Here is a 23,411-nt window from a genome sequence, read left to right on the forward strand (position 1 = left end):
GGACCTTCCTCTCGCCAGAATCATACAACAAGTTGTACATCACAATTAAATGTATAATAAATGAAAAGCTCAAGCCCAGAAAGCAAAACGCCCGTCCTGTTGGGACGGGCGCTCATAAAGCAGCCAGGACTCAGTCGTGCTTGGTCAGCTTGTCCAGATAGCCCATGGCGAATGCCGAGGCCACGAAGGTCAGGTGGATAATCACGTACCACATCAAATGGTCCGTTTCGTAGTTGCGCGCGTCCATGAATACGCGCAGCAGATGGATCGAGGAAATGGCCACGATCGATGCGGCCACCTTCATCTTCAACGAACTCGAATCCATCTTGCCCAGCCAGTTGAGCTTCTCCTTGCTCTCGTCGATATCCAGCTGCGAGACGAAGTTTTCGTAGCCGGAAATCATCACCATCACCAGCAAGCCACCCACCAGCGCCATGTCGATCAGCGACAGCAGCACCAGAATCAGGTCGGACTCTGCCATGGCGAACACGTTCGGCAGGATATGAACGACTTCCTGGAAGAATTTCAGTGCCAGCGCCAGCAGACCCAGAGAAAGACCGAAGTAGATCGGCGCCAGCAGCCAGCGCGACGCGTACATGGCGTTTTCGATAAAGCGTTCCATGGAAGACTCACTGAAGGAAGGGAAGAAAATCGCGGCGAGTATACCCATCGCCCGGCATCAGCAGAAGCGGCCGGCGCATTGTGGATAACCACGGCAGCAGGTATATCCCGCGAATGCTCCGCGGCGCCTTGTTTCAGGCGTTTCGGCTGTTCCCGTCAGTGCCAGGTCAACTCTGGAAAGCATCAGAATGACTGCAGCGTTCGCCATTGAGGCGACGCAACTCGGCCTGCATGTGCAAGCGCCAGATCGGTGGCTCGCGGCATTCGACATAACCCTGCGAAATCAGGCTTTTGGCAATCGACTGAAGAACCCCTTCTGCGACAAAAGGCCCGTAGAACGGGCCTTGTGCCTTGATCGCAGAGGGTTGTGCGCCTGACATGCCGGCGGCACAGAGCAGTATCCAGCGTCCGTTGTTACCTGCCATCGGCCGGATCACGCATTCGATGCGAGTGACCAGGCCCAGGCATTGGCGGGTGAGGCAGAGGCTGCGCGGCATGGCGGCGACCCTCGCGGAATCCAGGCTTCAGCCTACACCCCGGGCGCCGCTACTGTGAAGCCAAAGTTATCCACGCAATCTGTGGATAACTCTGTGCATGAGGCGTGAGCAACAGGACCGACGCACCTGTCCCGGGCGATCCGGGACAATCGTGCAAGATCTGATCAGCTTGCTGCGTCACCCTCGGCCTTCTTGCGTAGCGGTGCCTTGACCGGCTTGGCCGCCGCCTCGGCCTTGGCCTTCTCCGCTTCGGCTGGCTTGCCTTCCTCCTCCAGACCGATTTCGGCGATATCGCGCAGGCGCTCGACCACGCGGGCGTTGACGCTGCCCTTGGGGAAACGGCCCTGCTCGTCAGGATGGCCGGCTGGTTCGCCAACCAGCAGACTCAGCGCCTCGTCGACATGACGCACGGCGTAGACGTTGAACTGACCGTCGCGCACGGCCTGTAGCACACGTTCATCGAGCATCAGGTTGCTGACGTTGGAATGCGGGATGATCACTCCCTGCTCCCCGGTCAGACCGCGTGCCTCGCACAGACGGAAGAAGCCTTCGATCTTTTCGTTGACCCCGCCGACGGCCTGCACCTCACCGAACTGGTTGATAGAGCCGGTGATGGCGAAGCACTGCTTGAGCGGCGTGCGTGACAGCGCCGAGATCAGCGTGCACACCTCGCCGAGCGAGGCGCTGTCGCCGTCGACGTAGCCGTAGGACTGCTCCAGGGCGATGCTGGCGGAAATCTCCAGCGGAAACTCCTGCGCATAGCGGCTGCCGAGAAAACCGGTGAGGATCATCACGCCCTTGGAGTGAATCGGCTGACCGAGGCTGACTTCGCGCTCGATATCGACGATGCCGCTCCCCCCCGGATACACGGTGGCGGAAATCCGCGCCGGTACACCGAAGACCGAGTCGCCGACTTCAAGCACGGTCAGGCCGTTGCACTTGCCTACCGCCGCGCCGCTGGTATCGATGAGGATGATGCCGGCCAGCATGTCGTCGATGATCCGCGCCGAAACACGTCCGGTACGCGTCGCCTTGGCCTTGAGCGCACGTTCGATATGGCCGACGTCGGTGATCTTCTCGCCGGCGAGCTGGCGAATGAAGTCGGCCTCGCTGACCAGCTGGAACAGGTCGCCGATACGCGCCGACAGGCGCCCCTGGTGTTCGGCCAGGCGTGCACTGTAGGTGGCCAGACGCGCCACGGCGGCCCCCGTCAGCGGCGCCATGCCCTCTTCCGAGGTGCGCGTTTTCATCAGCTGGGCGAACTGCTCCAGGCTTTCCTCGGCGAGCGGGATGTCCTCGTCGAAGTCGACCAGTACGCGGAACATCTCCTGGAAGTCCGGATCATGATCCTGCAGCGCGTAATACAGCTGACGCGAACCGATGATGATGACCTTCACTTGCAGCGGAATGACTTGCGGATTGAGCGTGACGGTGGCGATGCGGCCGAGATCGCCCAGCGGCGACTCCATCTTCAACTGACGCGAATGCAGGGCACGCTTGAGCGCTTCCCAGACGAAGGGCTCGCCGAGCAGCTTCTCCGCCTCAACCACCAGGTAGCCACCGTTGGCGCGGTGCAGTGCACCCGGGCGCAGCTGCCTGTAGCTGGTGTACAGCGCGCCCTGATCGGAGCTGTACTCGATGCGGCCGAACAGGTTGTCGTAGGTCGGGTGCGACTCGAACACCACCGGCGCACCACCATCGGCGTGGTGACCGACCACCAGGCTCGGGCAGTACATTTCTTCCAGCAGCTTGCGCAGCTGCGGGTCGGCCTTGTCGACATCGACCAGCTGTTCGACGGCAGTTTTCAGCAGGTTGATCTGCATTGCCTGCAAATAGGCGCAGACACCGGCATTTTCCGCGTACTTTTCCGACAAGGGCGCCAGCAGCGGCTGCAACGCCACGGTGATGGTCTCTTCATTGAGCTGGCGCAGCAGGTTGCTCGACTCGCGTTTCCACTGCGGCAGGCTGGCCAGCTCCTCGTTGAGGCGTTCTTCCAGCGCGGCAATATCGGAGTGGAAGCGCTCGCGCTCGGCTTCCGGCAACTGCGCGAACTCCGCCTCGTCCAGCGCCTTGCCGTCAGCCATCGGCGTGAAGGCGATATTGGTGCTGTCACGGTACAGGGCCACGCCCTTCTCCAGAGACAGCTTCTCGATCACATCCAGCGCCTGGTCGTAGCGCTTGTTGAAGCCACGGTCGATGGCGCTCTTCTTCTGCTGATAGGTCGGGGTTTCGAACACTGCCGGGAAGGTCGCCAGCAGGTTGTCGATCAACTGGTTGATATCGGCAATGAAGTCGCTGGCGGTGCCGGCCGGCAGCTCCAGCGCGCGCGGCTCGCGCGGTTCGTCGAAATGGTTGACGTAGACACGGTCGGCCGGCGTCTCCATGCGCTTGGCCTCGGCCTTGAGGTAACGCTGGACGAAGGAGAAGCGCCCGGTGCCGGGTTCGCCCATGACGAACACGTTGTAGCCGGGGCGCGGCATGGCCACGCCGAACTGCAGGGCCTCGACCGCACGGGCCTGGCCGAGTACGCCGCGGAAGGGTTCGAGATCATCGGTGCTGCTGAAGTTGAACTGCTCGGGGGCGAAGGGGCGGGTCAGAGATTCGGGGGCAAGGCGCAAAGCATCGAGGCTACGCTTGGACATTGGCGATCCTTTATAGCGAGCGGAATTTTCCGCAAAAACATGGAGTGATTCTGGGCCTGTGGCGCGAAAGGGATCAAGGTTTGATTCAGCGCAGGGTGAAAAATCCGAGCTGAGATAAGCTGTCCGTCACCTTCCTTGCGCGAAAGCCCCCATGTCCCAAGCCCAACACCTGCATCTCCCTGTCCTGCATGCCGCCCGTCAGGATTATGCTGCGCTCAATCACCAGCTCAGCGTGCGTGAGGCGTTGGAGGACATCCGCACCCAGGGTCTGGGTGAGCGCATCATCTATTTCTATGTGGTCGACGATGAACAGCGTCTGATCGGCGTGCTGCCCAGCCGCCGTCTGCTCACGGCGCCACTGGACGCCAAGCTGGTCGAACTGATGGATACGGCCGTCATCGCGCTGCCCAACCGGGCGACCATTCTTGACGCCTGCCAGTTGCTGATCCGTCATCGCTTCCTGGCTCTGCCTGTGGTGGACGAGCAACAGCGCCTGTGCGGCCTGGTGGCGTTGATCGTCTGGCTGTGACGCGGCGAGGCCTGGACCGGCCTGACAATCGGCGGCAGCATTCTGCTTTCCCTGTGCGCCGCCTGTCTGCTCGGTCTCAGCATACCGGCGCTGCTGCATGCGCTGCGGCTCGACCCGAAGATTGCCGCAGGGCCGGTGCCCCTGGCAGTCACCGACCTGTGCACCTTGCTGTTCTATTTCAGCCTGGCCGCCTGGCTGCTTTGATCGCCAAGGTCTTCGGCACAGCGCAGGCAGTACTCGGCCACCGGCAGAGCAGCCAGACGCGCCGCTTCGATCGGTTCGCCGCAGCACAGGCATTCGCCGTAACGCCCCTCGGCCAGGCGCTGCTGTGCCTGATGCACCAGCAGCAACCCATGCTCGGCCTCGGCCAGCAGCGCTTCGAGCACTTCATCATTCTGCCGCTGCTGCGCCTGCTCGGCGAAGTCCGCCGAGTGGCTGCGCGCCAGATCACGACGAATCGCCTCGGCGCGAGTTGTGTATTCATGCAGCAGAGCATCCAGCACATCACGGTGAGCCATGAACCATCTCCTTGCTAATGAAGAATACTCAGTGTGGTGCACAACTCGACGCACAAGAATGACGTCGATCAGCACTTGCGCAAAATGTCATGCTCGACTGCCTTGACACCGATCGACAGCCTGGCCAAAGCTCGGCCATCGCCATGACTAGAAGAACAGCGACCTTGAAACGGATATTCACCGTCCTTGCCCTGAGCCTCAGCCTTCCTCTGCACGCAGCCACAGCGGTCACGCTGGCCAAGGATCCCTACTGGATCGCCCTCGGCCACTACGAAACCGGCAAGCTCGGCGGCTGGCGCAGCTATGTCGACGACGACGATTTCTTCCTGGCCGAGAATGGCGCCAGCGATCCGGCCGCCGAGCTGCAGGCGACTCTCGAGGCCCTGTACCAGCCCGCCGAACTGGGCGACCGCCACCCGCAATGCGTCTATCCGGCGCGTACCCGCTGGCTCAGGACGCAATTGCAGCTCGATGACCTGCCCAGCCCGGACTGCGCCGAATACCGGGACTGGTTCGCCGACGTCAATCCACACAGCACGGTGCTGGTATTTCCGGCGGCCTACCTGAACAGCCCGTCGTCGATGTTCGGCCACACCCTGCTGCGCATCGACCAACCCGACATCGACAGCCATAACACCGCGCTTCTGAGCTACGCGCTGAACTTCGGTGCCTTCATCGAGGGTGATGACAACAGCATCCTCTATGCCTGGCGCGGGCTGATGGGCGGTTACCCCGGCCTGTTCGCCCTGGTGCCGTACCGCGAGAAACTCAGCGAATACAATCGCCTGGAAAACCGCGATCTGTGGGAATACCGGCTGAACCTGACAGCAGAAGAAACCACACGCATGGTCGAGCACGTGTGGGAACTCAAGCAGATCCGCTTCGACTACTTCTTTTTCGACGAGAACTGCTCCTACCGCCTGCTGGAGCTGCTGGAAATCGCCCGCCCGGGCATCGAACTGACTGAACATTTCCCCCTCACCGCCATCCCCACCGACACCGTACGCGCGGTCAAGGATGCCGGGCTGGTGGAGCGCATCGACTATCGGCCGTCACGCGAACGCGAGCTGCTGGCCCGCGCCGAACCGCTGGAAGGCGAGGAACAGACCTGGGTGTTGCGCCTTAGCCAGGACCCGGCGCAACTCGAGGACAGCGACTTTCTCGCCCTGCCGGCAGAACGTCGCGCACTGATTCAGGACGCCGCCTTCCGCCTGGTGCGCTACCACGCCAATGACGAAGAGCGCAGCAGCAATGCCCAGCGCAGTTTCCAGCTGCTCAGCGCGATCAACCGCAACCCGCCGCCACCGCTGGAGGTGGAGCGCCCGCCGCTACCCGAGGAAGGCCACGAGTCGCGCACCTGGCAGTTGGCCGGGGGCAACCGGGATGATCGCGCCTTTGCCGAATACGGCCTGCGCATGGCCTACCACGACCTGAACGACAACCTCGATGGGTTCCCGCTGGGCGCACAGATCGAGATCTTCCAGCTCAAGCTGCGCCAGTACGAGAACAACCACTGGCAGCTGCAGCGCCTGGACCTGGCCAATATTCGCTCGCTGACGCCGCGCAACGCCCTGCTCCAACCGCTGTCCTGGCAGGTTGGCGGCGGCCTGGAGCGAGTACTCGGCGAGGATGGTGATAACCGCCTGGTCGGTCATATCAGCGGCGGTGCCGGCGCCACCTGGCAGCTGCACGAAGACCTGCTCGGATTCACACTCGGCACAGCACGCCTGGAGCACAACGAGGACTTTGCCGCGTTTGTTTCTCCCGCCCTGGGCTTCAACAGCGGTCTGCTGTGGTGCAATCCGCTGGGCAACCTGACCCTGGAGGCGGCCGGTGACTATTTCCACAACGGCGAGGTACGCCGGCGCCTGTCGCTCAACCAGCAGTGGGAAGTGTCACGCAATCTCGGCCTGCGCCTGAGCGCCCAACGTGAGTTCAGCCAGCTGGCCAGCCCGGTCAATGAAGTGAAGCTGGAGCTGCGCTGGTATCACTACTGAGCGCAACAGCGCCCGAAGGCTTGTCGTCGCGGGTGCGACGACGCCTGCTCAAGCCCCGCCCGGCAGACGTCCGGGCTCGTTCAACAGGCACTCCCGTACCTGCATCAGCGCGAAACCCAGCAGATTGAGGCCACGCCAGGTGGCCGGGGTACAAGCGTTCGAGTTGCCCTCCGCCAGGCCGATACCCCAGACGGGGTCGACAGGGCTGGCCTCGACCAGCACACGCGGCGCGGTATCCAACAGGTATCGTGCCAACTCGGGGTCTTGCGAGAACTTGCCGAGATTGCCCTCGACGACGATGGCTTGGCGGCTTTCGCGCCAACGCGCCTCGTCGAAGCCACGGATTTGCCGGCCAATCGCCTTGACCTCATTCGGTGTGCGCGCAGCCAGGATGCGCTCCAGCGCCTCAGCGTCGTCGAACAGTCGAGCCTTGCCGGCCATCATGAAGTGCTCGGCCGTGGCGTAGTGGATGCCGTCGAGGGTAAAGGCCGAGGGATACCATTGACTCAGGCAACTCTTGCCAACCGGCGCGCCTGCCGCACGGCTGTGCCCCCAAAAATACAGATAATCGAAACGATCACCCGCGGCGCAGGCCTGCTGCAGTTGCTCGACGGTCATTGGCATGTTCATACGCATTCCTTGCATGGGCTTAATCAGGCTCACAGCATACTGGAGCCCGCCGGCAGCGGCTGCATACAACGCACGACTGCGTCGTCAGTTGCGACCCATCGGTACGCGTTCAGGCGGCAAACGCAACGGCAAGGTGCACCTATACTGATATTCCCGCTGCCCGTTCAGGAGAATCATCATGCGCCGCACACTCATGTTTCTCGCCGCTGCCCTGATCAGTCTGCCGCTCTGGGCCATGCACTGCCCGCAGGATATGGCCAAGATCGACGAACTGCTGCAAAGCGACCCGCCCTCCGACCCGGCAGTGCTGGCCAAGGTCAAGGAATTGCGCGCCGAGGGCGAGACGCTGCACAAGGCTGGCAATCACACCGAGTCGGTCAGGGTACTCGGCGAAGCGCTGGACCTGCTATCTGCCAGCGAGTAACTGCTGAACGCTGCGTACCTGCTCAGAAACCGCTGTAGAGCAGGCCCAGCGCCACCTGCCGGACCTCCTGCAGATCCACCGGCTTGCTCAGGCAGGCGGACGCACCGCGCGCCCTGGCATCCTCGAACAGGCGAGCATCAGCTACCGCGCTGATCACCATCACCGGCACTTCGCGCAAGCGCGGCTCGGCACGCATGGCGTCGAGCACTTCCAGGCCATCGCCATCGGGCAGGTCGATATCCAGCAACACCAGTGCAGGCTCGCTGTTCTGCAACTCGACCAGCGCCCGCTGGCAGGAACCCACTCCGCGAACCTCGGCGAACTCTCGCAACGATGCCTGCAGAATCTTCATGCAGGCCGGATGATCTTCCACGCACAACACCTGCACCAGGCTGCGTGCCACTTGCTCCGGCACATCGGCTGCTTCGTCGCGAGGGCCTTCTGGGCTGGCAGCACTGGGTATGTCGAGCCAGAAGCGGCTGCCCACGCCGGGCTCGCTACGCACACCGATCTCGCCATCCATCAGCGTGGCCAGTTCGCGACACAGCACCAGCCCGATACCAGTACCGGGGATGTTCGAGCTTTCACGCCCCAGACGCTGGAATGGCTGGAACAGCTGCGCCAGCTGCTCGCTCGACAGGCCCGGCCCGGTATCGTCGACCCACAACCGAACGCAGTCGGCACGCACCTCGTAGCCCATGCGAATCGTGCCGCGCGGACTGTTGTACTTGATCGCGTTGGATAGCAGGTTGAGCAGAATCTGCCGCACCCGCCGTGGATCGCCCTGCACGAACAAGGGCGGATCGGCCGCCTCCATCACCTGCAGTTGCAGCTGTTTCTGCTGCACCTCGGGCTGCACCAGCTCGGCACAACCACTGAGCAGTGCGCCGATCTCGATCGGCTGCAGCTGCAACTGCTGGCGCCGGCTCTCGATGCTCGACAGGTCGAGAATATCGTCCACCAGAGAGGTCAGGTGACGACTGGCATTTACGATTTCACGCGAATAGTCGGCCTCGAGTTTGGCATCGGGCCTGTCCTGCGCCTCCATCTCGATCAACTGGGCAAAACCGTGGATGGCGTTGAGCGGTGTGCGCAGCTCGTGGCTCATGCTCGACAGGAAGCGGCTCTTGGCCTGGCTGGCGGCAAGCGCCTCAAGGCTGGCATGGCGCAGCTCGTCCTCAACTTGCTTGAGCCGGGTGATATCGACATGTGTGCCGGCGATGCGCAGCGGCCAGCCGTCCTCGTCACGCAGCAGAACCTTGCCTCGACTGAGCAGCCAGACGTACTCGCCGCAGCAATCGAGATAGCGATACTCGGCGTCGAAGTATTCCTCGCCACTGTCGGCAAACAGCTTGCGCAGATGGCGCAGGCGCTCCAGATCATCAGGGTGTACGCGCTGGTTGAATTCGCTCAACGTCAGGTGACTCGCGCCCAAGCCGAAACGCCGCACGAAGCGCTCACTGAGGTCGATGGTGAGATTATGCGCATCGATCTGCCAGAGGCTTTCGGTGGTGCTCTCAAGCACCAGTTGCAGGATGTTCTGCGCCTCCTGTCGTTCATGCTCACTGGCCTTGAGCTGTTTGCCAGCCTGCTGAACGGCCCCGGCCAGACGACTGATCTCGGCAATATGGCTGTCCGGCATCGGCGGCGAATAGTTGCCCTGCCCCAGGCTGGTCGCCATGTCGACGATGCCGTCGATGGGCTCAGCCAGCTGGTTGCTAAGGTGGCGCGAACGCAGCCACATCAGGGCGAAGAACAACAGATAGAACGCAGCCAAGCCGGCGATCAGCAGATAACCAATGTGCAGATAGCGCTCGGCCAGCTGGTTGGTGTCATGGAAGATCTGCTCCTCGTCCACCACCAGCAGCAGGCGCCAGCCGGTCTGCGGAATCTCGCTCCAGGCGACCAGTTGCTTGCGGCCGCCCAGCACCACTTCCTGCACGTTGCCGTCGCCCTCATTCATCGCCCGCAGCAACGGCGCCATGCCGTCACGCTTGGCCAGGTTGAAGTCCTCGGGCTTGAGCACCTCGCGCCGCACGGCCTCCTCGTAGGAGTACTGGGTCAGCTCGCGCAGGCCGAAATCCAGCTCTCCGGCTTTAGGCAACGCCATGATGTTGTGGTCGTGGCTGACCAGCATCGCATACCCCTGCCAGGGCACGTTGAGTTCGGCGATCTCGCTCAGCATCTGGTTGACAGTCACGTCCAGGCCAACCACACCCTCGAGAAAATCATCGCGATACACCGGGGCGATGGCCGACATCATCCAACCGAGGCCAGCCGGGTCGAGGTAGACCTCGGTCCACATCACCTTGCGCTGCGGGTTGTGCTGGGCATCGGCGAGGTAATAGAAGTTGTAGTCGGGTATCACCATATCGTGGGGATACTGGGCGGGCGTATAGAACCAGGGATAGATGCGGTTGTAGCTGTCCCAAGAGTTGAAATAGAGAGCCGCCACCAGCGGGTTGGCCTGCTGGATCGAACGCATCAGCGGGTCCACCTGCGACAGGCGCATGACCTTGGCGTGATCCTGCTTCGCCGCAGGCGTGCTGTTGGCATAGAAGGACGCGGCGCGACCATCATCGCTGCGCGTATAGAAGACGCCACTGTCAGTCATCGCATGACGCCGGCGCTCAAGTTCATCCGCCTGGAAACGCGTGTCGAGCAGCGCCTCATGCGTCGCATCGCGAAAGACCTGCACCAGCGACTCGATGGAGCGCAGACGCCCATCGATGATCTGCCCTTCCCGCAACGCGGCGCTGGCGAGATCCTTCACTGCCGTCTCCTGCAGGTGTTCGATCTGCGCGTCACGAATCGCCTGGTTGCTCAGCAGATACACCGCGATCAGTACCGACTCAACGAGAATCAGCGGGATCAGCGCACTTTGCACGAACGCTCGCCAGATCCACTGACGCAGAGGGTTGCGGCTAGAACTCGGCATTACGGCTCCTTTCCAGAGGTCGCGGGCAGACGCGAGGCGCCATCATAGCTTCCCGAGACGGAATCCGCAGTCGACGCAGGGGAACCTTTGGCGTAGACTCCCGTCGTAGTTGTAACCACGAAAGTTTTGGGGCCGATTAGGATTCGACGCCGGTAGCGAAACTTGAGGGGCATGCCGAGTAGGTGACAGTTCTCGTAAATCCGCTGCCACAACTTCATAGTTGCCAACGACGACAACTACGCTCTGGCCGCCTAAGGGCGCCAGCTGACCCTAGGGGATGCCTGTAAACCCGAAGATCTGGTCAGTCATATAGAACAGGATCGCCGCCAAGTTCGCTGCAGACGTAACGGCTAAAACTCATGCAGCTCGCTCCAAGCACCCTGCCACTCGGGCGGCGCGGAGTTAACTCAATAGAGATGGCTAAGCATGTAGAACCAATAGCGGAGAGCTGGCGGACGGGGGTTCAAATCCCCCCGGCTCCACCAAATACAGTCTGAAACCCGTCTAAACCGCGGGTTTCAGACACGATTTGATGGCAATGGATTTCACACAGTCCAACTGTGAATCCAAATAGGTATGCCATCATGTCCAAGCGTCAAAGCAAAACCGGTGTTCAGCACCTGGTCTATCAAGCCAAAACCGGCTTTCAGTACTACCTCACCTTTCCCAAGCATTTCGCGCTCAACCCACAGCTACCAGCGCAAATCCGCTGGTCTCTGGGTTATGACGAAGCGCTTGCTCGCAACCTGGCTGCGCATCTGAACCTGCGGTTCAAGCAATTCCTGCAAAAAACCAATGAGGACCGTGTTCGATTCTCCTCGCATAACGTTCTCTTCGAGCTCGAAGAACTACACCACCTCGTGCAGCAAAATTTGGAGAGCACGCGGATGGTGTGGCGTATTCGCCCCTCTCCCAGCAAGCTCGCATCCATTGACCCCACGCCGGGCTATGAGCGTTTGATGAGGGAATGCCAAGAGCACCCGGTTCTCTTTACTGAAGAGCCGGGCGGAGAAATACACTTCGCGCTGTTCCCTAGTCAGAAGCTAACGAAAGTCCTCAATATCGGCTTCACGCGCTTCGACTGGCCTCTCGGTACTCGCGACCCCGCAGTGGCAAACAGCGCAGCGATCTACATCTACAACGCCATCACAGCTCTAGAGACGCTGCCGCTCACAGGTATCCGTTACGCCCCCGGGCATCCTCTCGTCTCTCTGATGTCGTTCTATGAATATCTGTGCTTCGCGCGCCCGGACCAGGGCCGGAATCTGCTGCACATTCCGCCGAGCCTGCCCCAATCTGCATACGCCGTCGGCTTCTGGCTGAATCAGCAGCAAGTGGACATCGACTCGCTTGAAATCTGCAGTCGTTTCGTAGTCGTGCAAGAAGAAAGCGGGCTTTATTCTCTGCGTATTCCGCTCAGCCACCCTCGCCTGAAAGCGAACCCTCAGCGCCCGTCTGAAATCAATGTCGAACTGCTGACCAGTTCGCCGATCGTCGCGTTGCTGATGATGGGTTCTACCCAGTTAACACGGACACTTTCGAGTAAGCTCATACCGAGCTGAAGGAGTGTTCATGAAGCGCAAGAAATACAGTCCCGAGTTCAAGCGGGAAGCCATCGAGTTGGTTCGTCGTTCAGGGGCGAGCTGTCGACAAGTGGCCCTGGAGATTGGTGTGGCTCCGAACCTGCTCACACGCTGGGTTCGAGAAGCACAGCCAGGCACAGAAAAGGCCTTTCCCGGAACCGGTAGTCCGCGAGATGAGGAGCTTGCCCGCCTCAAGCGTGAGTTGGCCCGGGTCACCAAGGAACGTGATTTTTTAAGAGACGCGGCAGCGTACTTTGCCAAGGAGTCATCGAGCGGTACACGGTGATCCAGCGCTGCCGCAACGAGTACCCGGTACGCCTGATGTGCCGTTGCCTGAAGGTTTCCGCCAGCGGCTACTATGCCTGGCAGGATCGCGAGCCAAGCTCACGTGCTCAAGAGAATGCGCGCCTGGTGAGGCGCATTCGTGAGATTCACGAAGACAGCCGTGGTGTCATCGGAGCACCACGCATGCACGAGGATCTGCGCGACGAGGGCGAAACCGTCAGCCTGAATCGCGTTGCTCGCCTGATGGCGGCTGAGCAAATTCAAGGCTGGCCACGCCGGAAGCGGCGTGGCTTTGGGAGAGTGGCCAGCAGCCGTCCAGCAGGCGTGAAAAACCTGCTGGAGCGCGACTTCACCGCGCAGGAACCAGAGCGCAAGTGGGTCACGGACATCACGGAAATCGCCACCCAGGAAGGCAAACTCTTTCTATGCGTGGTGCTCGACTTGTACAGCAAGCTGGTGATCGGTTGGTCGATGCACCACCGCCAGGATCGGCAGATGGTGATTCGAGCGGTGGAGATGGCGATCTGGCAGCGCCAGGGTGACTGGTCAGTGATCCTGCATTCGGATCGCGGCAGCCAATTCACCAGCGCCGACTACCAGCGCTTTCTGAATCGCAACACGCTGGTTTGCAGCATGAGTGCCGTCGGGCACTGCGGCGACAACGCTGCCTGTGAAGGCTTCTTCGGTCAGCTCAAACGGGAGCGCGTTGTCCATCAGTCATATCGAACTCGTGATGAAGCACGAGCGGATCTCTTCGACTACATCGAGCGGTTTCATAACCCACGAATGCGTCGTAGAGTCGCCCGGCAAGATCTGAAGTTTTCAGCCCTTTTCAAACCGTCCGTGGAAATGGGGTAGAACCCCTTCACCGGCACCTGGTGTGAAGCACTCGATGGTGCGCGTGCCTGCCCGCCGGAAGATGTGGGGGCGTGCCGGGTTACCTAGACTTCTTGGCTTCAGGTGGCAGCTTTGATCCCGAGCTGTTTGACCGACGCGCCGCCAACGCGGCGGTGCAGCGGATCTGCAACAACTTCTGGGGCTGAAGCCAGTGCCGCCAAGAGGCGCTACCGCTTAATCCGCAGTACCGCCATAGGCCAGCCGGGCAAGCCCGAGCAGTGCGGGCAGCACCAGTGCCAGGGGTAAAAGATCGCTAAGGGTGGGCAGCAAGATCATAGGAGGTCCTCCTGGTCGGTTGCCCCAACCTAGCGAGAACCACCCGCCGGGGCGATCTGTCTACTTTTCGCCTGTAAACAATCCGTGCAGACCCCGTCCCCCCCTGGCGACGAGCGCGCCTTGCCGGAATGACGGAGGCTCGAAAACTGTACACAAATACAGTTATCGGTCAGACCGTTATGAGTAACGCCCTTATCCTCGGACCACTGCAGCGCAGCGGCACCGCCCTCCCTCTCTTCGATGCACGCATCCCGGTCGACTTTCCCAGCCCTGCGCTTGATCACATGGAGCACAAGCTGTCGCTCGATGCATCGCTGGATCTGCAGACCCCGTATACCCAACCGATGACAGACGACTGATCATCTAGGCCGTTCAGACTGGGCTGAAGCCGCTGTACCGCGAAGGTTTCAGCTACACCAAGACGCAGGTGCTGCTATTGGATCTCTGCCGAAAGAATGAGTACACACCGGATCTGCTCGCCCCAGAGCAGCCCATCAGAACCGAGCGACTGATGAGCACCCTGGATGCGATCAACAGCCGCTGGGGGCGGGGCACATTGCAGCCAGGAAGAACTGCCAAGCCTGCGGAGTGGTCAATGCGCAGAGAGTTTCTGTCACCCGCCTACACCACGCGCTGGGCAGAGCTGCTGAGGGTTAGCGCCCGATAAACTCACTTATCAGCAGGCCGCATGCAGAGCCGTTGAGCGAGATCTCACATAACCCGCATGTGTTGCTCGAATCTTCGATAGATCTGCGTCCGTTGCCGGCCTGACCTTCACGGCCTCGGCCCGCCCATAACGCTTGTCACCGTAGCGTCCAATAGAGTCCGTTGCCTGGTGCCCCATCACATATGCCATCTCGACTCTGGACATACCTGAGGCCTTCATATTCGCACCAAACTGGTGGCGCAGCGTGTACATGCTGGGAGGTTTGCCCCGCGAGAAAACCTCTTTTGCGGCTTCATGGATCGCCATTCGGATAGAGTCCAGACTCCGGACGTCAGAGCGAAACGCCTCTAGCGCGTTACGCACAAGCAGGCAGAAGTCTTGATCAGCCTCCAGCACCCGATCAGCGCCACGTAGTCCACCATGGCTATGTTTGGCACCAAGAACGTGGATCCTCGTACCTTCAATACTGATGTCACTCAGCTCGCATGGACGGGCCCCAGTCATACAGATCAGCATTAGCGCCCCAGCCTCAACCCCCAGTCCCTTGGCTAAAAGCGCCCTCACCCATTTGGCGAAATCGTCATCAGAAATTCTCTGCCGCCGCGCCTGCTTGCGCTTGCGAGGCAAGCCCAGAACGGTAACCGGGTTGAGCGTCCGATTGATCTCCTGCGCAATCCAGAAATGCCCCCTGAGCTTCTGGTCCAAGGCCAATGCATTACGCAACCGCCTGAAGTAGTCAGGCCGGTACTCGGGGGCAGCACGCAGCAGCGCGCCGATGATGCGGAACTCATCCAACTCATCCAGCGCAGAGACAGGGATTTCTGGAAAGCGTGTCGTATAAAAGTGGGTAGCTAGTGAGCGGTAAGCAGTTTGAGTATCGGTGTTCATGCTGATTCTTCTTTTTATGTGTACGAACGATCTCGCACATAACCAGCATGCTTAATGAGCAAAAGCTATTGCAATAGGAAAATCAATTATTTTTGCATAACGAAGATTGAATGAACGTCAAGGCAGACAGCCTTTTCCAGTGTGGACATAGGTTCGTTGATTGAAGACGAACCTCATCCTATCTATAGGCAGACGCCCCCCGGAAGCGGCATGACGCGCTCGGGTCTGCTTTACGAAGTGGTATCGGGACGCTGTGCGTATCGCCAGTACATCAAGAACCGCAAAAGCATGTCGACAAGCGCGTGGTTGCGATCGCCCGTAGCCATCCAGCCGCCGCGCTGGGTGAACGTTTCCCTCGTCCCGCAGGCTCCCGCAAGCCCTCCCAGACTTTTCCTGACACAGGAAAAAGCCCGACGACCGTCATTGAGAGCAGGCGAAATCGGGCGCTATACTGTATACATAAACAGTATAGGTGCACCATGCGGGACGACGATGACCTAAAAGATTTAGCCTTCCTTTTCGGCTCACCCTCAGAAGCCCAGATGTGGAAGCAACACGCCGTTCTGATCGAAGCAGAATTGGAGATGGTGCAAACGGAGCTATCTAAGGCAAGACGAGATATCAAGCGACTCGTTGATATGAACCAGACGGCCGTTGATGAGCTGGCTGTCCTGAAGGTCGCTCATGCTGCCTTGCATAAGGAAAAGATGAGGCTCTATGTCGACTACGTACAGCTCCAGAACAAGCTGACCTATGGTCGTCCAAACGCCCGCACGCCCTGGAAAGACGATGTTTTTCCCCAAAGCCCGCCCCCGCCGCCACGATAGGCGAACCATCTTGACCTTCCTCATGTTCAGCTTGGATGCCCAGCGTGACTATGTCGTTACAAGCTGACCGAACCGACAAAGTGCTGCAGCTCGGCTGTCTGCGGATTGGCAAATAGCTGACGCGGATCGCCTACCTCATGCACCTTGCCGTGATGCATGAACACCAGCTTGCTGCCCACTTCGCGGGCGAAGCGCATCTCGTGAGTCACCATGACCAGCGTCATGCCTTCGCTCGCCAACTGCTTCACCACGGCCAGTACTTCGTTGACCAGTTCCGGGTCCAGCGCCGAAGTGATTTCGTCGCAGAGCAGCACCTTGGGTGACATCGCCAAGGCGCGAGCAATCGCTACTCGCTGTTGTTGGCCTCCGGAAAGGCGTTCGGGATAGGCATCGAATTTCTCTGCCAGCCCGACCTTGTCCAGCATCTGCTGCGCCAGTCGTTCAGCGTCGGCATCGCCCATCTTCTTCACGACTTTGACTGCCAGCATTACGTTTTCGCCCGCGGTCAGATGGGGGAAGAGGTTGAACTGCTGGAACACCATGCCGACTTGACCGCGATTTGCGTGGCTGCCTGATCACCGAAGGCATGCGCGCGGACGATCCGATCGCTCGAAACATGGCCGAGAAATTCGGCGATGCAGGGATCCAGGCGATCCGCTGTTACTTGGACCAGGTACGCCCGGACGCTGCGTAGACCCTGGCTGACTACATGCTGATCACCCTGCGATAGTTGTCGGCGGCAGCATGCAGTGGCATGACCAGTCAGCGCCTGGTAGATGTGGCACGGATTGCCGGCAGGCTGATTGCCCGTGAGTTCGAGGCAAGCGACAGCGCTGCGAATTCCTGAGCCACCGAGCATGGCCGCTATCCCAGCAGGGTAAGCGGTCAGTAGTCAGTGACAGCCGTACCGGCGATGTGCTCGGCGAATCCGACTCCCAGCAGCTTCGCCGGCGTCTGGAAACCCTGCCGCCGCTCGCCGCTTCAATACCCGGCGCGCCGCCTCAACGGCAGCGATTGGCTTGTAGGTGTAGCCGTTGACGGTCTCGATTACTGAACGGGAAACTGTGCCGTCAGCGCCGGTCACCTCGGCCACTGCTCGGGCGCGATGAGCTTCACGCTGTTGCGCGTTCGGGCCCTCGGGAAGCTGCGAAAGGTCTCCTTGGAAGGGATCGCCGGAGTGCACGAACATGGCAATGTTGGGAATGCCGGTGGAGTGCCAGCCGGTAACCAGATCACCGAACGACAGCGGTTCACACAACTCCATGCCGTCGCCAAAATCGAGGTGTCACGGCTGCGCATCAGGCGTTGGCACGAGCTGTCCGTCAATCCGGGCCAGCAGCCCCGCTCCAACTATTTCGCTCACGCTCAGTGCCGACCCGCGTGACATGGACCCCGCAACCTGCAGCGCAATATTCAGCGAATGCGGACTTTGCACTCGACGAGCGACATGTACCGCCAGGCAGTCGGTCGGCACTACGTCCCAGCCGACGCCAGGCAGAAGCATGACCCCTGACTCAGCCCCCTCAGCGCCCCAATCGCTCGGCCAAACGATACACATTGATCTCCGCCGTGAGTCAGCCTCGCTGCCGAGCTGGGCTTGATCTATGCAAGCCGCGAGCGTAGACCGTGTTTAGTGGATCTCAAACGCTGATGAATGACGCCGTTTGCCTCGGCTGCATACGCATGCTCTCCCGGTAACCAAGCGACGTTTGGGTGGCATGCATTGGTTCGCGAAGACATCCCCTGTGGGATGCTCCCCATCTTCGGCTGACTTAATAGGAATAAGGAGCGGAGATTCACGTCAGAAGCAACGGTTAGCCAACGCTACGGCTAAAGGGATAAGACAAGTAGTATCATTTGTTTTTGACTTGGCAAATCTGGAAGGAAGCTGAATGGCGCAAATAAAAAAAACAGAGGTCAGACAAGCTATCGTTGAATCGGCGTTCACCCTGTTCAAGCACAAGGGATACACCGCAACGACGATGAGCGCCATCGCACGTGAAGCAGGGATGACGGTGTCTAACCTGTACGTGTATTTCGATTCGAAGATTCTGATCCTTTATGAAATCTACAGCCCCTGGCTGGTCGAACAGGTCGGCCGTCTGCGCGAATCGGTGCATAAGCTTCGTCAACCACGCGCGCGGCTTAAACGTATATTGATCGGTATATGGGGCGACATTCCCACTGCTGACCAGGCATTTGCGAACTGCATGATCGAGGCACTAGCCAGCGCCCCTCGTAACCAGGGCAAGCCCGACAATATCCTAGTCTGGTCCGAGCAGCAGATAACCGATTTGCTGCGCGAGAACCTCCCTCCTCACCGGCATGGGCTGATCGAAGACAACCTCTACGCCCACGTACTCTGGATGGCCTTCGATGGTTTCGTCGTCAACCAGCGCATCGGTGATTTGCGCGACGTCGAACGCATCGCCGACCTCTTCGTCGACATGCTCCTGGGTCAGGAAGACTGACCCCTAGCGGCCTACAGCTGGTCCAACACTTGACGATCACCCTCTAGCAAGCCCATCGCGCCAACCGGGCCAGCATTCGCCACCTCCTCCGTAATCTGCCGCGAGCCTGCCCCACCATCGCGCGGCCGGCTGCTCAGCTGACGCCTTTACTCCTATTGCTCCGCACGCGCGCTGCCAGCAGGCGCCTGAGCGCCTTCGATAACGTCCGCTCGGCCGAAGCGAGGCCGTCGGCATCGACGCATCAGCCACCGCGCAATCAAAAAATAAAGCCGCACGTTTTTGCACCAACTTGCTACCAGCAATCCCCCCTTCCGCACCAAGCCGGAGCGTACTAATTGCGCCAAAAACTCTTAAAGGCCAGCCATATGGCGGGCTACAGGCGTATTGATCCAAGTCAGCCGAAAAGCGATTGACAATCTTTTTTCTGGATTAGAGAATCATATTCACTAATGACGTCCTCCATCGCCTGAAGGGATTTCCATGACTGACAACACCTTGCGCTTTATCACCGATCGCTACCCGGAGCTGGGGAAAGGGCCAATACCTTCAGCGCCATACATTTCGCCTGAGTATTACGAGCGGGAGAAAGAAGCGATTTTCAAGAAGACTTGGCTGCACGTAGGCCGGGTGGAAGAGATTCCCAAGGCGGGTGACTACATCGTCAAGGACCTGGACTGCGCCAACGCCTCGATCATCATCGTTCGCAACAAGAAGGGTGAGATCAACGCGATGCACAACGTGTGCTCGCACCGCCTGAACCAGATCGCCTACGAAAAATGCGGCAACACCCGCAAGTTCGCCTGCAAGTTCCACGGCTGGGCGTTCGATCTTGACGGCAACCTGACCGGCGTTCCGGAAGAGGAGTGCTTCTTCGATCTGGACAAGAAGGAGCATGGCCTGGAGCGTGTGGCCTGCCAGGTCTGGCAGGGTTTCATCTTCATCAACCTGGACCCGAATCCGAGCGAGTCGCTGGACGAATACCTTAAGCCGATGTTCGGCTGCATCGAAGGCTATCCCTTCGAGAAAATGACCGCCGGTTTTTCCTGGGTTTCGGAAGTTAACTGCAACTGGAAACTGGCGCTGGACGCCTTCCAGGAGGCCTACCACGTCGCCTATATCCACGGTCTGTCGATCGCCGACGCGGTGGAAAAATCCGAGAACGGCGCTATGCCGCCGCTGGATGCGCTCTGTGGCGAATACCACCGTCGACTGTCCCTGGGCGGCAACCAGAAATCGGTCTACGGCAACCCGAAGGCAGTCACCGAAGGTGGCGCTGCTGCCGAGGAAGCACTATCCGAAGCTGCCAAGACCCGTCCGATTTCAGCCGCTGCACTGCGCGCCGCGATTGGCAGCGCCAAGCATGATTTCCCGCTCGACGCACTGCCCGAAGGCATGAACTGGACGAAGAGTCCGAACTGGTTGTTCGACATCAACGTGGTCTTCCCGGACCTCTATCTGTCGCTGCGTCCGAACTATTTCCAGTGCTACACCTTCCGCCCCACCGCGCACAACAAGACCCGCATCGAGTGCCGCGTGTTCTACCCGGAAATGACCACTGCCGGCGGCCGCTTCTTCCTGGAGTACATGAAGGTCGCGCTGCGTGACGTACTGCTCGAGGACATGAGCACCGTCGAGCGCACCCAGAAGGCTGCCGAGACCGGCGCCAAGAAATTCATGCTGCTGCAAGACAGCGAGATCCTGGTGCGCCACTCGTATCACGCCGTCGAGCGCATGTTGAACAAAAACCAGCCCAAGGCCAGCGCGGAGTAACACGCATGAACCTGATCGCCACTCTCAACCTCGACAACCCGGTCGTGCAACTGCCTGAAGCCTTTGCCAGCCTGCAACCCTTCGTCAGCCTGTGGGCCCTCGACACCGAGACCGCGCGCAACGTCCAGCGCCACGCGCAGCCCATGGAAGCCATCCGTGCCTTCGCCGACACCATGCTGGCGCACATGGACGCGCTGATCGCCTTCGTTAACCGCAAGCCCATGAGCGAGTTCGACGAAGTCGACGAAACCCTACTCAAGCTGCTGCTTTCCCTCGCCGAAGTCGCCCCAGCCGTGGAGTTCTATGGCCAGCAGGAAGTGGTCTGGGGCTTCGACCCGCGCCGCTTCGTGGCCGAGGAAGACTTCAACATGAAGCCCAAATTCTAAGGAGTCACAGATGCCTAAATGCAGAGTATTCGGAATCGACGACGGGCTGAAGGAAGTGGTTGTCGATGGCCTGTACATGAAGCACCTGTTCGGCCAGAACATCAGCGTTTCCATCGTCAAGTTCGTTGAAAAGGTCGGCCACGACCTGCCGGCCAAATCGCACCACCACGGTGAAGAAGCCTCGCTGCAGATCGTTGGCGAGTGTTCGGTCTTCGAGGGCCAGGGCACACCTGGCGACCCTGAAGTGAAGATGGCGCAACGCAGCGCCATGATCATCCCGGCCGAGCTGGATCATTACGGCAGCAACCGCTTCGGGGCCGAGGGCGTGAGCATGCGCCTGAACGTGGTCACTCCTCCACGCCCCGAATTCGGCCCGGAAGACAGCGTGCCCTACTACCCCCTCAAAGATCGGGAGGCACGCGCATGAGCAGCCTGGAACATTGCCTGGTAACCCCGCCGCTGGCCGAAGCCGAGAGCGGCAAAACCGGCCTCAGCGGCGACAAGTTCGAACTGCAGCTGCGCACCTTCGCCGAGGGTGAAACCGTCGAAGGCGGCCTGCCCGACCTCGGCGAGGAAGTCGGCGCGATCCTGGAAGGCAGCTTCGCGGTCGACGCCGCTGGCGAGCACTACGAGCTCAGCGCCGGCGAAGCCATCGTGATCCCGCCCCACGAGCCGCGCCAGTGGCGTTGCCTGAGTGCCACCGGCGTGCTGTACCGCGCCGTGGTACGCCTGACAGAGCAGGTCCCTGCATGAGCGGCAAGCGCGTCCTGATCGTGGGCGCAGGACATGCGGGCGGCCGCGTGGCGCAGAACCTGATCGCGCTAGACGAACATTGCCAGGTAATTCTGGTGGGCGAAGAATCCCATGCCCCCTATGAACGTCCGGCGCTGTCCAAGGACGTGCTGCTCGGCAAGCAGAGCAGCGATGAGCTGACCCTCGGGCCAGTGACGTTCTGGAACGAAACCCCGCGCCTTCAGCGCGTGGTGGGCCGCGTGATCGAGCTCAACCGTGCTCAGCGCAGCGTCACCCTGAGCGACGGTAACCAGATCGCGTTCGACGATCTGGTCATCGCCACCGGTGGCGCGGCACGCACCCTGAACATACCCGGCGGTGACTTGCCGGGCCTGCATGTGTTGCGCACCATTACCGATTGCCATCAGCTGGCCGATGCCCTGAAACAGGCAAAAAGCGTTGCCATCATCGGCGGCGGCGTCATCGGCATGGAAGTGGCAGCCAGCGCCACCCAGCTGGGCGTCAAGGCCACGGTGCTGGATGTCGGTGACCGGGTCATGCGCCGCTGCCTGCCAGCGGATGCCTCAGCCTGGCTTCGCCAGCTCCACCTCGACGCTGGGGTAGACCTGCAGTCGTCGGTCCGCCCGCAGGCGATCGCCAAGGTCAATGAGCAGTACGCCATCCAGGCAAAGCGTGAGGATGGCAGCACCTTCCAGGTCTGGGCGGACCAGGTGTTGGTGGCCGTGGGCATCGAATGCGAGATTTACTTTGCCCAGGCCGCTGGCATCGAGTGCGACAACGGCGTCGTGGTCGACGAATTCTGCCGCAGCCCTTCCGAGCCCTGGTGCTATGCCGTCGGTGACGTGGCCAATACCTTCAGCCCCTTCTACGGCCGGCACATGCGCCAGGAAACCTGGCGTAACGCCGAAAACCAGGCGCGTGCCGCGGCCCTGCAGATCGTCGGTCAAAACGAGTCGTACCACGAGATCCCCTGGATGTGGAGCGACCAGTTCAACCACAACCTGCAAGTGGTCGGCTCCGTCGAAGACTTCGATCAGCAGGTGCTGCGCGGCAACCCGGCCGAACACCAGGCCACCTGGGTACTGCTCAAGGAAAGCCGTGTGGTGGGCGGCGTGATGATCAACCAGGCCAAGGACCGCAAGCCCCTGGAAGCGCTGATCAACTCCCGTGCGCTGATCGACAGCCAATTGCTGGCCGACAGCAAGACCGCGCTGAAGAAGCTGGTCGCATGAGCCCGGACCTGCTGCAGCGCGTGCTGCGTCTGGAAGCCATCGAAGCCATCCGTGGCCTCAAGGCGCATTACAGCGCGCTGGCCGATGCCAAGTACACCGGCAACTACCAGCGCCAGCCAGCTGCGCGCATGCGTGAGCTGGCGCAGCAGCAGGCAGCCTGCTTCACCGAGCAGGCGGTGTGGTTCGGCGGCGAATTCGGCGGCGACCGGACTGGCCGTACAGCCCTGGCGCAATGGTTTGAAAGCTCACCCTGGTGCTGGGCGGCCCATTACTACCTGAGCCCGCAGATCACCATCGCCAACGACCTGACGCATGCCTCAGCCACCTGGCAGCTCTGGCAGCTGGCCCTGCGCGAAGACAACGGCGAAGCGATATTCCTGACCGCCACCACCCACGAAACCTATGCCCGCTGCAACGAACAGGGCTGGCTGATCGACTCCATGCGCTTCACCGGGCTGCATGTGATGCCGGCCAACCAGGGCTGCATGCCTCTGTATCCGGACCTGCCCAGCCTGGACAAAGCGCGCCTCCCTCTCAACGACCCCGAACCGGCCTCATCGACCGGTCAGTAAGAGCTACG

The 23,411-nt window shown here is 60.6% G+C and carries 23 protein-coding genes, 1 other RNA gene and 2 pseudogenes; 17 read left to right on the forward strand and 9 right to left on the reverse strand.

The window, feature by feature from the left end:
- Positions 1–130: 130 nt before the first annotated feature.
- The 3 genes from OEG79_RS15550 to OEG79_RS15560 all read right to left on the reverse strand — a co-directional run bounded on the left by OEG79_RS15550 (position 131) and on the right by OEG79_RS15560 (position 3,760).
- Positions 131–622: a TIGR00645 family protein gene (locus OEG79_RS15550; protein WP_264145870.1), complete on the reverse strand. Its 492-nt coding sequence runs from the start codon at positions 620–622 to the stop codon at positions 131–133.
- A gap of 166 nt (positions 623–788) precedes the next feature.
- A complete protein-coding gene (locus OEG79_RS15555; RefSeq protein WP_264145871.1) occupies positions 789–1,118 on the reverse strand; it encodes a hypothetical protein in 330 nt (109 codons plus the stop codon).
- Positions 1,119–1,282: 164 nt separating this feature from the next.
- Positions 1,283–3,760: a Lon protease family protein gene (locus OEG79_RS15560; protein ID WP_264145872.1), complete on the reverse strand. Its 2,478-nt coding sequence runs from the start codon at positions 3,758–3,760 to the stop codon at positions 1,283–1,285.
- Positions 3,761–3,911: 151 nt separating this feature from the next.
- Between OEG79_RS15560 and OEG79_RS15565 the strand changes: the two genes are divergently transcribed.
- The gene (locus tag OEG79_RS15565; protein WP_264145873.1) at positions 3,912–4,289 is read left to right on the forward strand and encodes a CBS domain-containing protein; all 378 of its coding nucleotides are present in this window, start codon (positions 3,912–3,914) and stop codon (positions 4,287–4,289) included.
- A gap of 66 nt (positions 4,290–4,355) precedes the next feature.
- On the forward strand, positions 4,356–4,493 hold the full coding sequence (locus OEG79_RS15570; protein WP_264148735.1) for a magnesium transporter: 138 nt from the start codon (positions 4,356–4,358) through the stop codon (positions 4,491–4,493).
- On the opposite strand, the gene OEG79_RS15575 is transcribed toward OEG79_RS15570, so the two are convergent.
- A complete protein-coding gene (locus tag OEG79_RS15575; protein WP_264145874.1) occupies positions 4,463–4,807 on the reverse strand; it encodes a TraR/DksA family transcriptional regulator in 345 nt (114 codons plus the stop codon). The genes OEG79_RS15570 and OEG79_RS15575 overlap by 31 nt on opposite strands.
- Positions 4,808–4,950: 143 nt before the next feature.
- Between OEG79_RS15575 and OEG79_RS15580 the strand changes: the two genes are divergently transcribed.
- Positions 4,951–6,804, forward strand: a complete 1,854-nt coding sequence (locus OEG79_RS15580) for a DUF4105 domain-containing protein (protein ID WP_264145875.1) — start codon at positions 4,951–4,953, stop codon at positions 6,802–6,804.
- A gap of 48 nt (positions 6,805–6,852) precedes the next feature.
- On the opposite strand, the gene OEG79_RS15585 is transcribed toward OEG79_RS15580, so the two are convergent.
- Complete coding sequence (locus OEG79_RS15585) at positions 6,853–7,434, reverse strand: NADAR family protein (RefSeq protein ID WP_264145876.1); 582 nt, start codon at positions 7,432–7,434, stop codon at positions 6,853–6,855.
- A gap of 178 nt (positions 7,435–7,612) precedes the next feature.
- Here OEG79_RS15585 and OEG79_RS15590 point away from each other — a divergent pair, with 178 nt between their 5' ends.
- Positions 7,613–7,858, forward strand: coding sequence for a hypothetical protein (locus OEG79_RS15590; RefSeq protein ID WP_264145877.1), 246 nt, complete (start codon positions 7,613–7,615; stop codon positions 7,856–7,858).
- 22 nt (positions 7,859–7,880) lie between these two features.
- On the opposite strand, the gene OEG79_RS15595 is transcribed toward OEG79_RS15590, so the two are convergent.
- Positions 7,881–10,796 carry an ATP-binding protein gene (locus OEG79_RS15595; protein ID WP_264145878.1) on the reverse strand — a complete coding sequence of 972 codons (2,916 nt, stop codon included), beginning with the start codon at positions 10,794–10,796 and terminating at the stop codon, positions 7,881–7,883.
- A 128-nt stretch (positions 10,797–10,924) separates the two neighbouring features.
- Between OEG79_RS15595 and ssrA the strand changes: the two genes are divergently transcribed.
- From ssrA to OEG79_RS15620, 5 genes are all read left to right on the forward strand, one after another.
- Positions 10,925–11,281: a transfer-messenger RNA gene (ssrA, locus tag OEG79_RS15600) on the forward strand.
- 99 nt (positions 11,282–11,380) lie between these two features.
- A complete protein-coding gene (locus OEG79_RS15605) occupies positions 11,381–12,358 on the forward strand; it encodes a hypothetical protein (protein ID WP_264145879.1) in 978 nt (325 codons plus the stop codon).
- A 10-nt stretch (positions 12,359–12,368) separates the two neighbouring features.
- A protein-coding gene (locus tag OEG79_RS15610; RefSeq protein ID WP_264145880.1) for an IS3 family transposase occupies positions 12,369–13,522 on the forward strand; the annotation gives its coding sequence in 2 pieces (ribosomal slippage) (positions 12,369–12,615 and positions 12,615–13,522; 1,155 coding nt in all).
- A 494-nt stretch (positions 13,523–14,016) separates the two neighbouring features.
- Positions 14,017–14,196 (forward strand): hypothetical protein, encoded by a 180-nt coding sequence (locus tag OEG79_RS15615; RefSeq protein WP_162884234.1) that lies wholly within the window; start codon positions 14,017–14,019, stop codon positions 14,194–14,196.
- Between the two features lie 152 nt (positions 14,197–14,348).
- On the forward strand, positions 14,349–14,504 hold the full coding sequence (locus OEG79_RS15620; protein ID WP_223696374.1) for a DUF4113 domain-containing protein: 156 nt from the start codon (positions 14,349–14,351) through the stop codon (positions 14,502–14,504).
- A gap of 9 nt (positions 14,505–14,513) precedes the next feature.
- Here OEG79_RS15620 and OEG79_RS15625 read toward each other — a convergent pair whose 3' ends face one another.
- Complete coding sequence (locus tag OEG79_RS15625) at positions 14,514–15,392, reverse strand: site-specific integrase (RefSeq protein WP_034030847.1); 879 nt, start codon at positions 15,390–15,392, stop codon at positions 14,514–14,516.
- A gap of 479 nt (positions 15,393–15,871) precedes the next feature.
- Between OEG79_RS15625 and OEG79_RS15630 the strand changes: the two genes are divergently transcribed.
- Positions 15,872–16,219, forward strand: a complete 348-nt coding sequence (locus OEG79_RS15630; protein ID WP_264145881.1) for a hypothetical protein — start codon at positions 15,872–15,874, stop codon at positions 16,217–16,219.
- A gap of 56 nt (positions 16,220–16,275) precedes the next feature.
- On the opposite strand, the pseudogene OEG79_RS15635 reads toward OEG79_RS15630, so the two are convergent.
- Positions 16,276–16,776: pseudogene (locus tag OEG79_RS15635) on the reverse strand (amino acid ABC transporter ATP-binding protein); the annotation flags it as partial.
- A gap of 328 nt (positions 16,777–17,104) precedes the next feature.
- A pseudogene (locus tag OEG79_RS15640) lies at positions 17,105–17,793 on the reverse strand (hypothetical protein); the annotation flags it as partial.
- A 318-nt stretch (positions 17,794–18,111) separates the two neighbouring features.
- Between OEG79_RS15640 and OEG79_RS15645 the strand changes: the two are divergent.
- The 7 genes from OEG79_RS15645 (at position 18,112) to OEG79_RS15675 (ending at position 23,403) form a co-directional block, all read left to right on the forward strand.
- On the forward strand, positions 18,112–18,690 hold the full coding sequence (locus tag OEG79_RS15645) for a TetR/AcrR family transcriptional regulator (RefSeq protein WP_264145882.1): 579 nt from the start codon (positions 18,112–18,114) through the stop codon (positions 18,688–18,690).
- A gap of 480 nt (positions 18,691–19,170) precedes the next feature.
- Entirely contained in the window at positions 19,171–20,460 is a 1,290-nt protein-coding gene (locus tag OEG79_RS15650; RefSeq protein WP_264145883.1) for an aromatic ring-hydroxylating oxygenase subunit alpha, read from the forward strand.
- 5 nt (positions 20,461–20,465) lie between these two features.
- Positions 20,466–20,846: a hypothetical protein gene (locus OEG79_RS15655; RefSeq protein ID WP_264145884.1), complete on the forward strand. Its 381-nt coding sequence runs from the start codon at positions 20,466–20,468 to the stop codon at positions 20,844–20,846.
- A gap of 10 nt (positions 20,847–20,856) precedes the next feature.
- On the forward strand, positions 20,857–21,273 hold the full coding sequence (locus OEG79_RS15660; protein WP_264145885.1) for a cupin: 417 nt from the start codon (positions 20,857–20,859) through the stop codon (positions 21,271–21,273).
- On the forward strand, positions 21,270–21,599 hold the full coding sequence (locus tag OEG79_RS15665) for a cupin domain-containing protein (RefSeq protein ID WP_264145886.1): 330 nt from the start codon (positions 21,270–21,272) through the stop codon (positions 21,597–21,599). The genes OEG79_RS15660 and OEG79_RS15665 overlap by 4 nt, the downstream gene beginning before the upstream one ends.
- On the forward strand, positions 21,596–22,831 hold the full coding sequence (locus tag OEG79_RS15670) for an NAD(P)/FAD-dependent oxidoreductase (protein ID WP_264145887.1): 1,236 nt from the start codon (positions 21,596–21,598) through the stop codon (positions 22,829–22,831). The genes OEG79_RS15665 and OEG79_RS15670 overlap by 4 nt, the downstream gene beginning before the upstream one ends.
- Positions 22,828–23,403 carry a nuclear transport factor 2 family protein gene (locus tag OEG79_RS15675; RefSeq protein WP_264145888.1) on the forward strand — a complete coding sequence of 192 codons (576 nt, stop codon included), beginning with the start codon at positions 22,828–22,830 and terminating at the stop codon, positions 23,401–23,403. The genes OEG79_RS15670 and OEG79_RS15675 overlap by 4 nt, the downstream gene beginning before the upstream one ends.
- Positions 23,404–23,411 lie beyond the last annotated feature (8 nt).

The organism is Pseudomonas sp. Z8(2022) (assembly GCF_025837155.1).
GTDB lineage: Bacteria > Pseudomonadota > Gammaproteobacteria > Pseudomonadales > Pseudomonadaceae > Aquipseudomonas.

Excerpts from the sequence above, each read along its gene's own strand:
- OEG79_RS15645 (WP_264145882.1), top strand. The coding sequence starts at position 18,112 with ATGGCGCAAATAAAAAAAACAGAGGTCAGACAAGCTATCGTTGAATCG.
- OEG79_RS15560 (WP_264145872.1), bottom strand. The coding sequence starts at position 3,760 with ATGTCCAAGCGTAGCCTCGATGCTTTGCGCCTTGCCCCCGAATCTCTG.
- OEG79_RS15650 (WP_264145883.1), top strand. The coding sequence starts at position 19,171 with ATGACTGACAACACCTTGCGCTTTATCACCGATCGCTACCCGGAGCTG.
- OEG79_RS15665 (WP_264145886.1), top strand. The coding sequence starts at position 21,270 with ATGAGCAGCCTGGAACATTGCCTGGTAACCCCGCCGCTGGCCGAAGCC.
- OEG79_RS15555 (WP_264145871.1), bottom strand. The coding sequence starts at position 1,118 with ATGCCGCGCAGCCTCTGCCTCACCCGCCAATGCCTGGGCCTGGTCACT.
- OEG79_RS15590 (WP_264145877.1), top strand. The coding sequence starts at position 7,613 with ATGCGCCGCACACTCATGTTTCTCGCCGCTGCCCTGATCAGTCTGCCG.
- OEG79_RS15670 (WP_264145887.1), top strand. The coding sequence starts at position 21,596 with ATGAGCGGCAAGCGCGTCCTGATCGTGGGCGCAGGACATGCGGGCGGC.
- OEG79_RS15585 (WP_264145876.1), bottom strand. The coding sequence starts at position 7,434 with ATGAACATGCCAATGACCGTCGAGCAACTGCAGCAGGCCTGCGCCGCG.
- OEG79_RS15595 (WP_264145878.1), bottom strand. The coding sequence starts at position 10,796 with ATGCCGAGTTCTAGCCGCAACCCTCTGCGTCAGTGGATCTGGCGAGCG.
- OEG79_RS15630 (WP_264145881.1), top strand. The coding sequence starts at position 15,872 with ATGCGGGACGACGATGACCTAAAAGATTTAGCCTTCCTTTTCGGCTCA.
- OEG79_RS15605 (WP_264145879.1), top strand. The coding sequence starts at position 11,381 with ATGTCCAAGCGTCAAAGCAAAACCGGTGTTCAGCACCTGGTCTATCAA.
- OEG79_RS15550 (WP_264145870.1), bottom strand. The coding sequence starts at position 622 with ATGGAACGCTTTATCGAAAACGCCATGTACGCGTCGCGCTGGCTGCTG.
- OEG79_RS15620 (WP_223696374.1), top strand. The coding sequence starts at position 14,349 with ATGAGCACCCTGGATGCGATCAACAGCCGCTGGGGGCGGGGCACATTG.
- OEG79_RS15580 (WP_264145875.1), top strand. The coding sequence starts at position 4,951 with ATGACTAGAAGAACAGCGACCTTGAAACGGATATTCACCGTCCTTGCC.
- OEG79_RS15655 (WP_264145884.1), top strand. The coding sequence starts at position 20,466 with ATGAACCTGATCGCCACTCTCAACCTCGACAACCCGGTCGTGCAACTG.
- OEG79_RS15575 (WP_264145874.1), bottom strand. The coding sequence starts at position 4,807 with ATGGCTCACCGTGATGTGCTGGATGCTCTGCTGCATGAATACACAACT.
- OEG79_RS15675 (WP_264145888.1), top strand. The coding sequence starts at position 22,828 with ATGAGCCCGGACCTGCTGCAGCGCGTGCTGCGTCTGGAAGCCATCGAA.
- OEG79_RS15615 (WP_162884234.1), top strand. The coding sequence starts at position 14,017 with ATGAGTAACGCCCTTATCCTCGGACCACTGCAGCGCAGCGGCACCGCC.
- OEG79_RS15625 (WP_034030847.1), bottom strand. The coding sequence starts at position 15,392 with ATGAACACCGATACTCAAACTGCTTACCGCTCACTAGCTACCCACTTT.
- OEG79_RS15660 (WP_264145885.1), top strand. The coding sequence starts at position 20,857 with ATGCCTAAATGCAGAGTATTCGGAATCGACGACGGGCTGAAGGAAGTG.
- OEG79_RS15565 (WP_264145873.1), top strand. The coding sequence starts at position 3,912 with ATGTCCCAAGCCCAACACCTGCATCTCCCTGTCCTGCATGCCGCCCGT.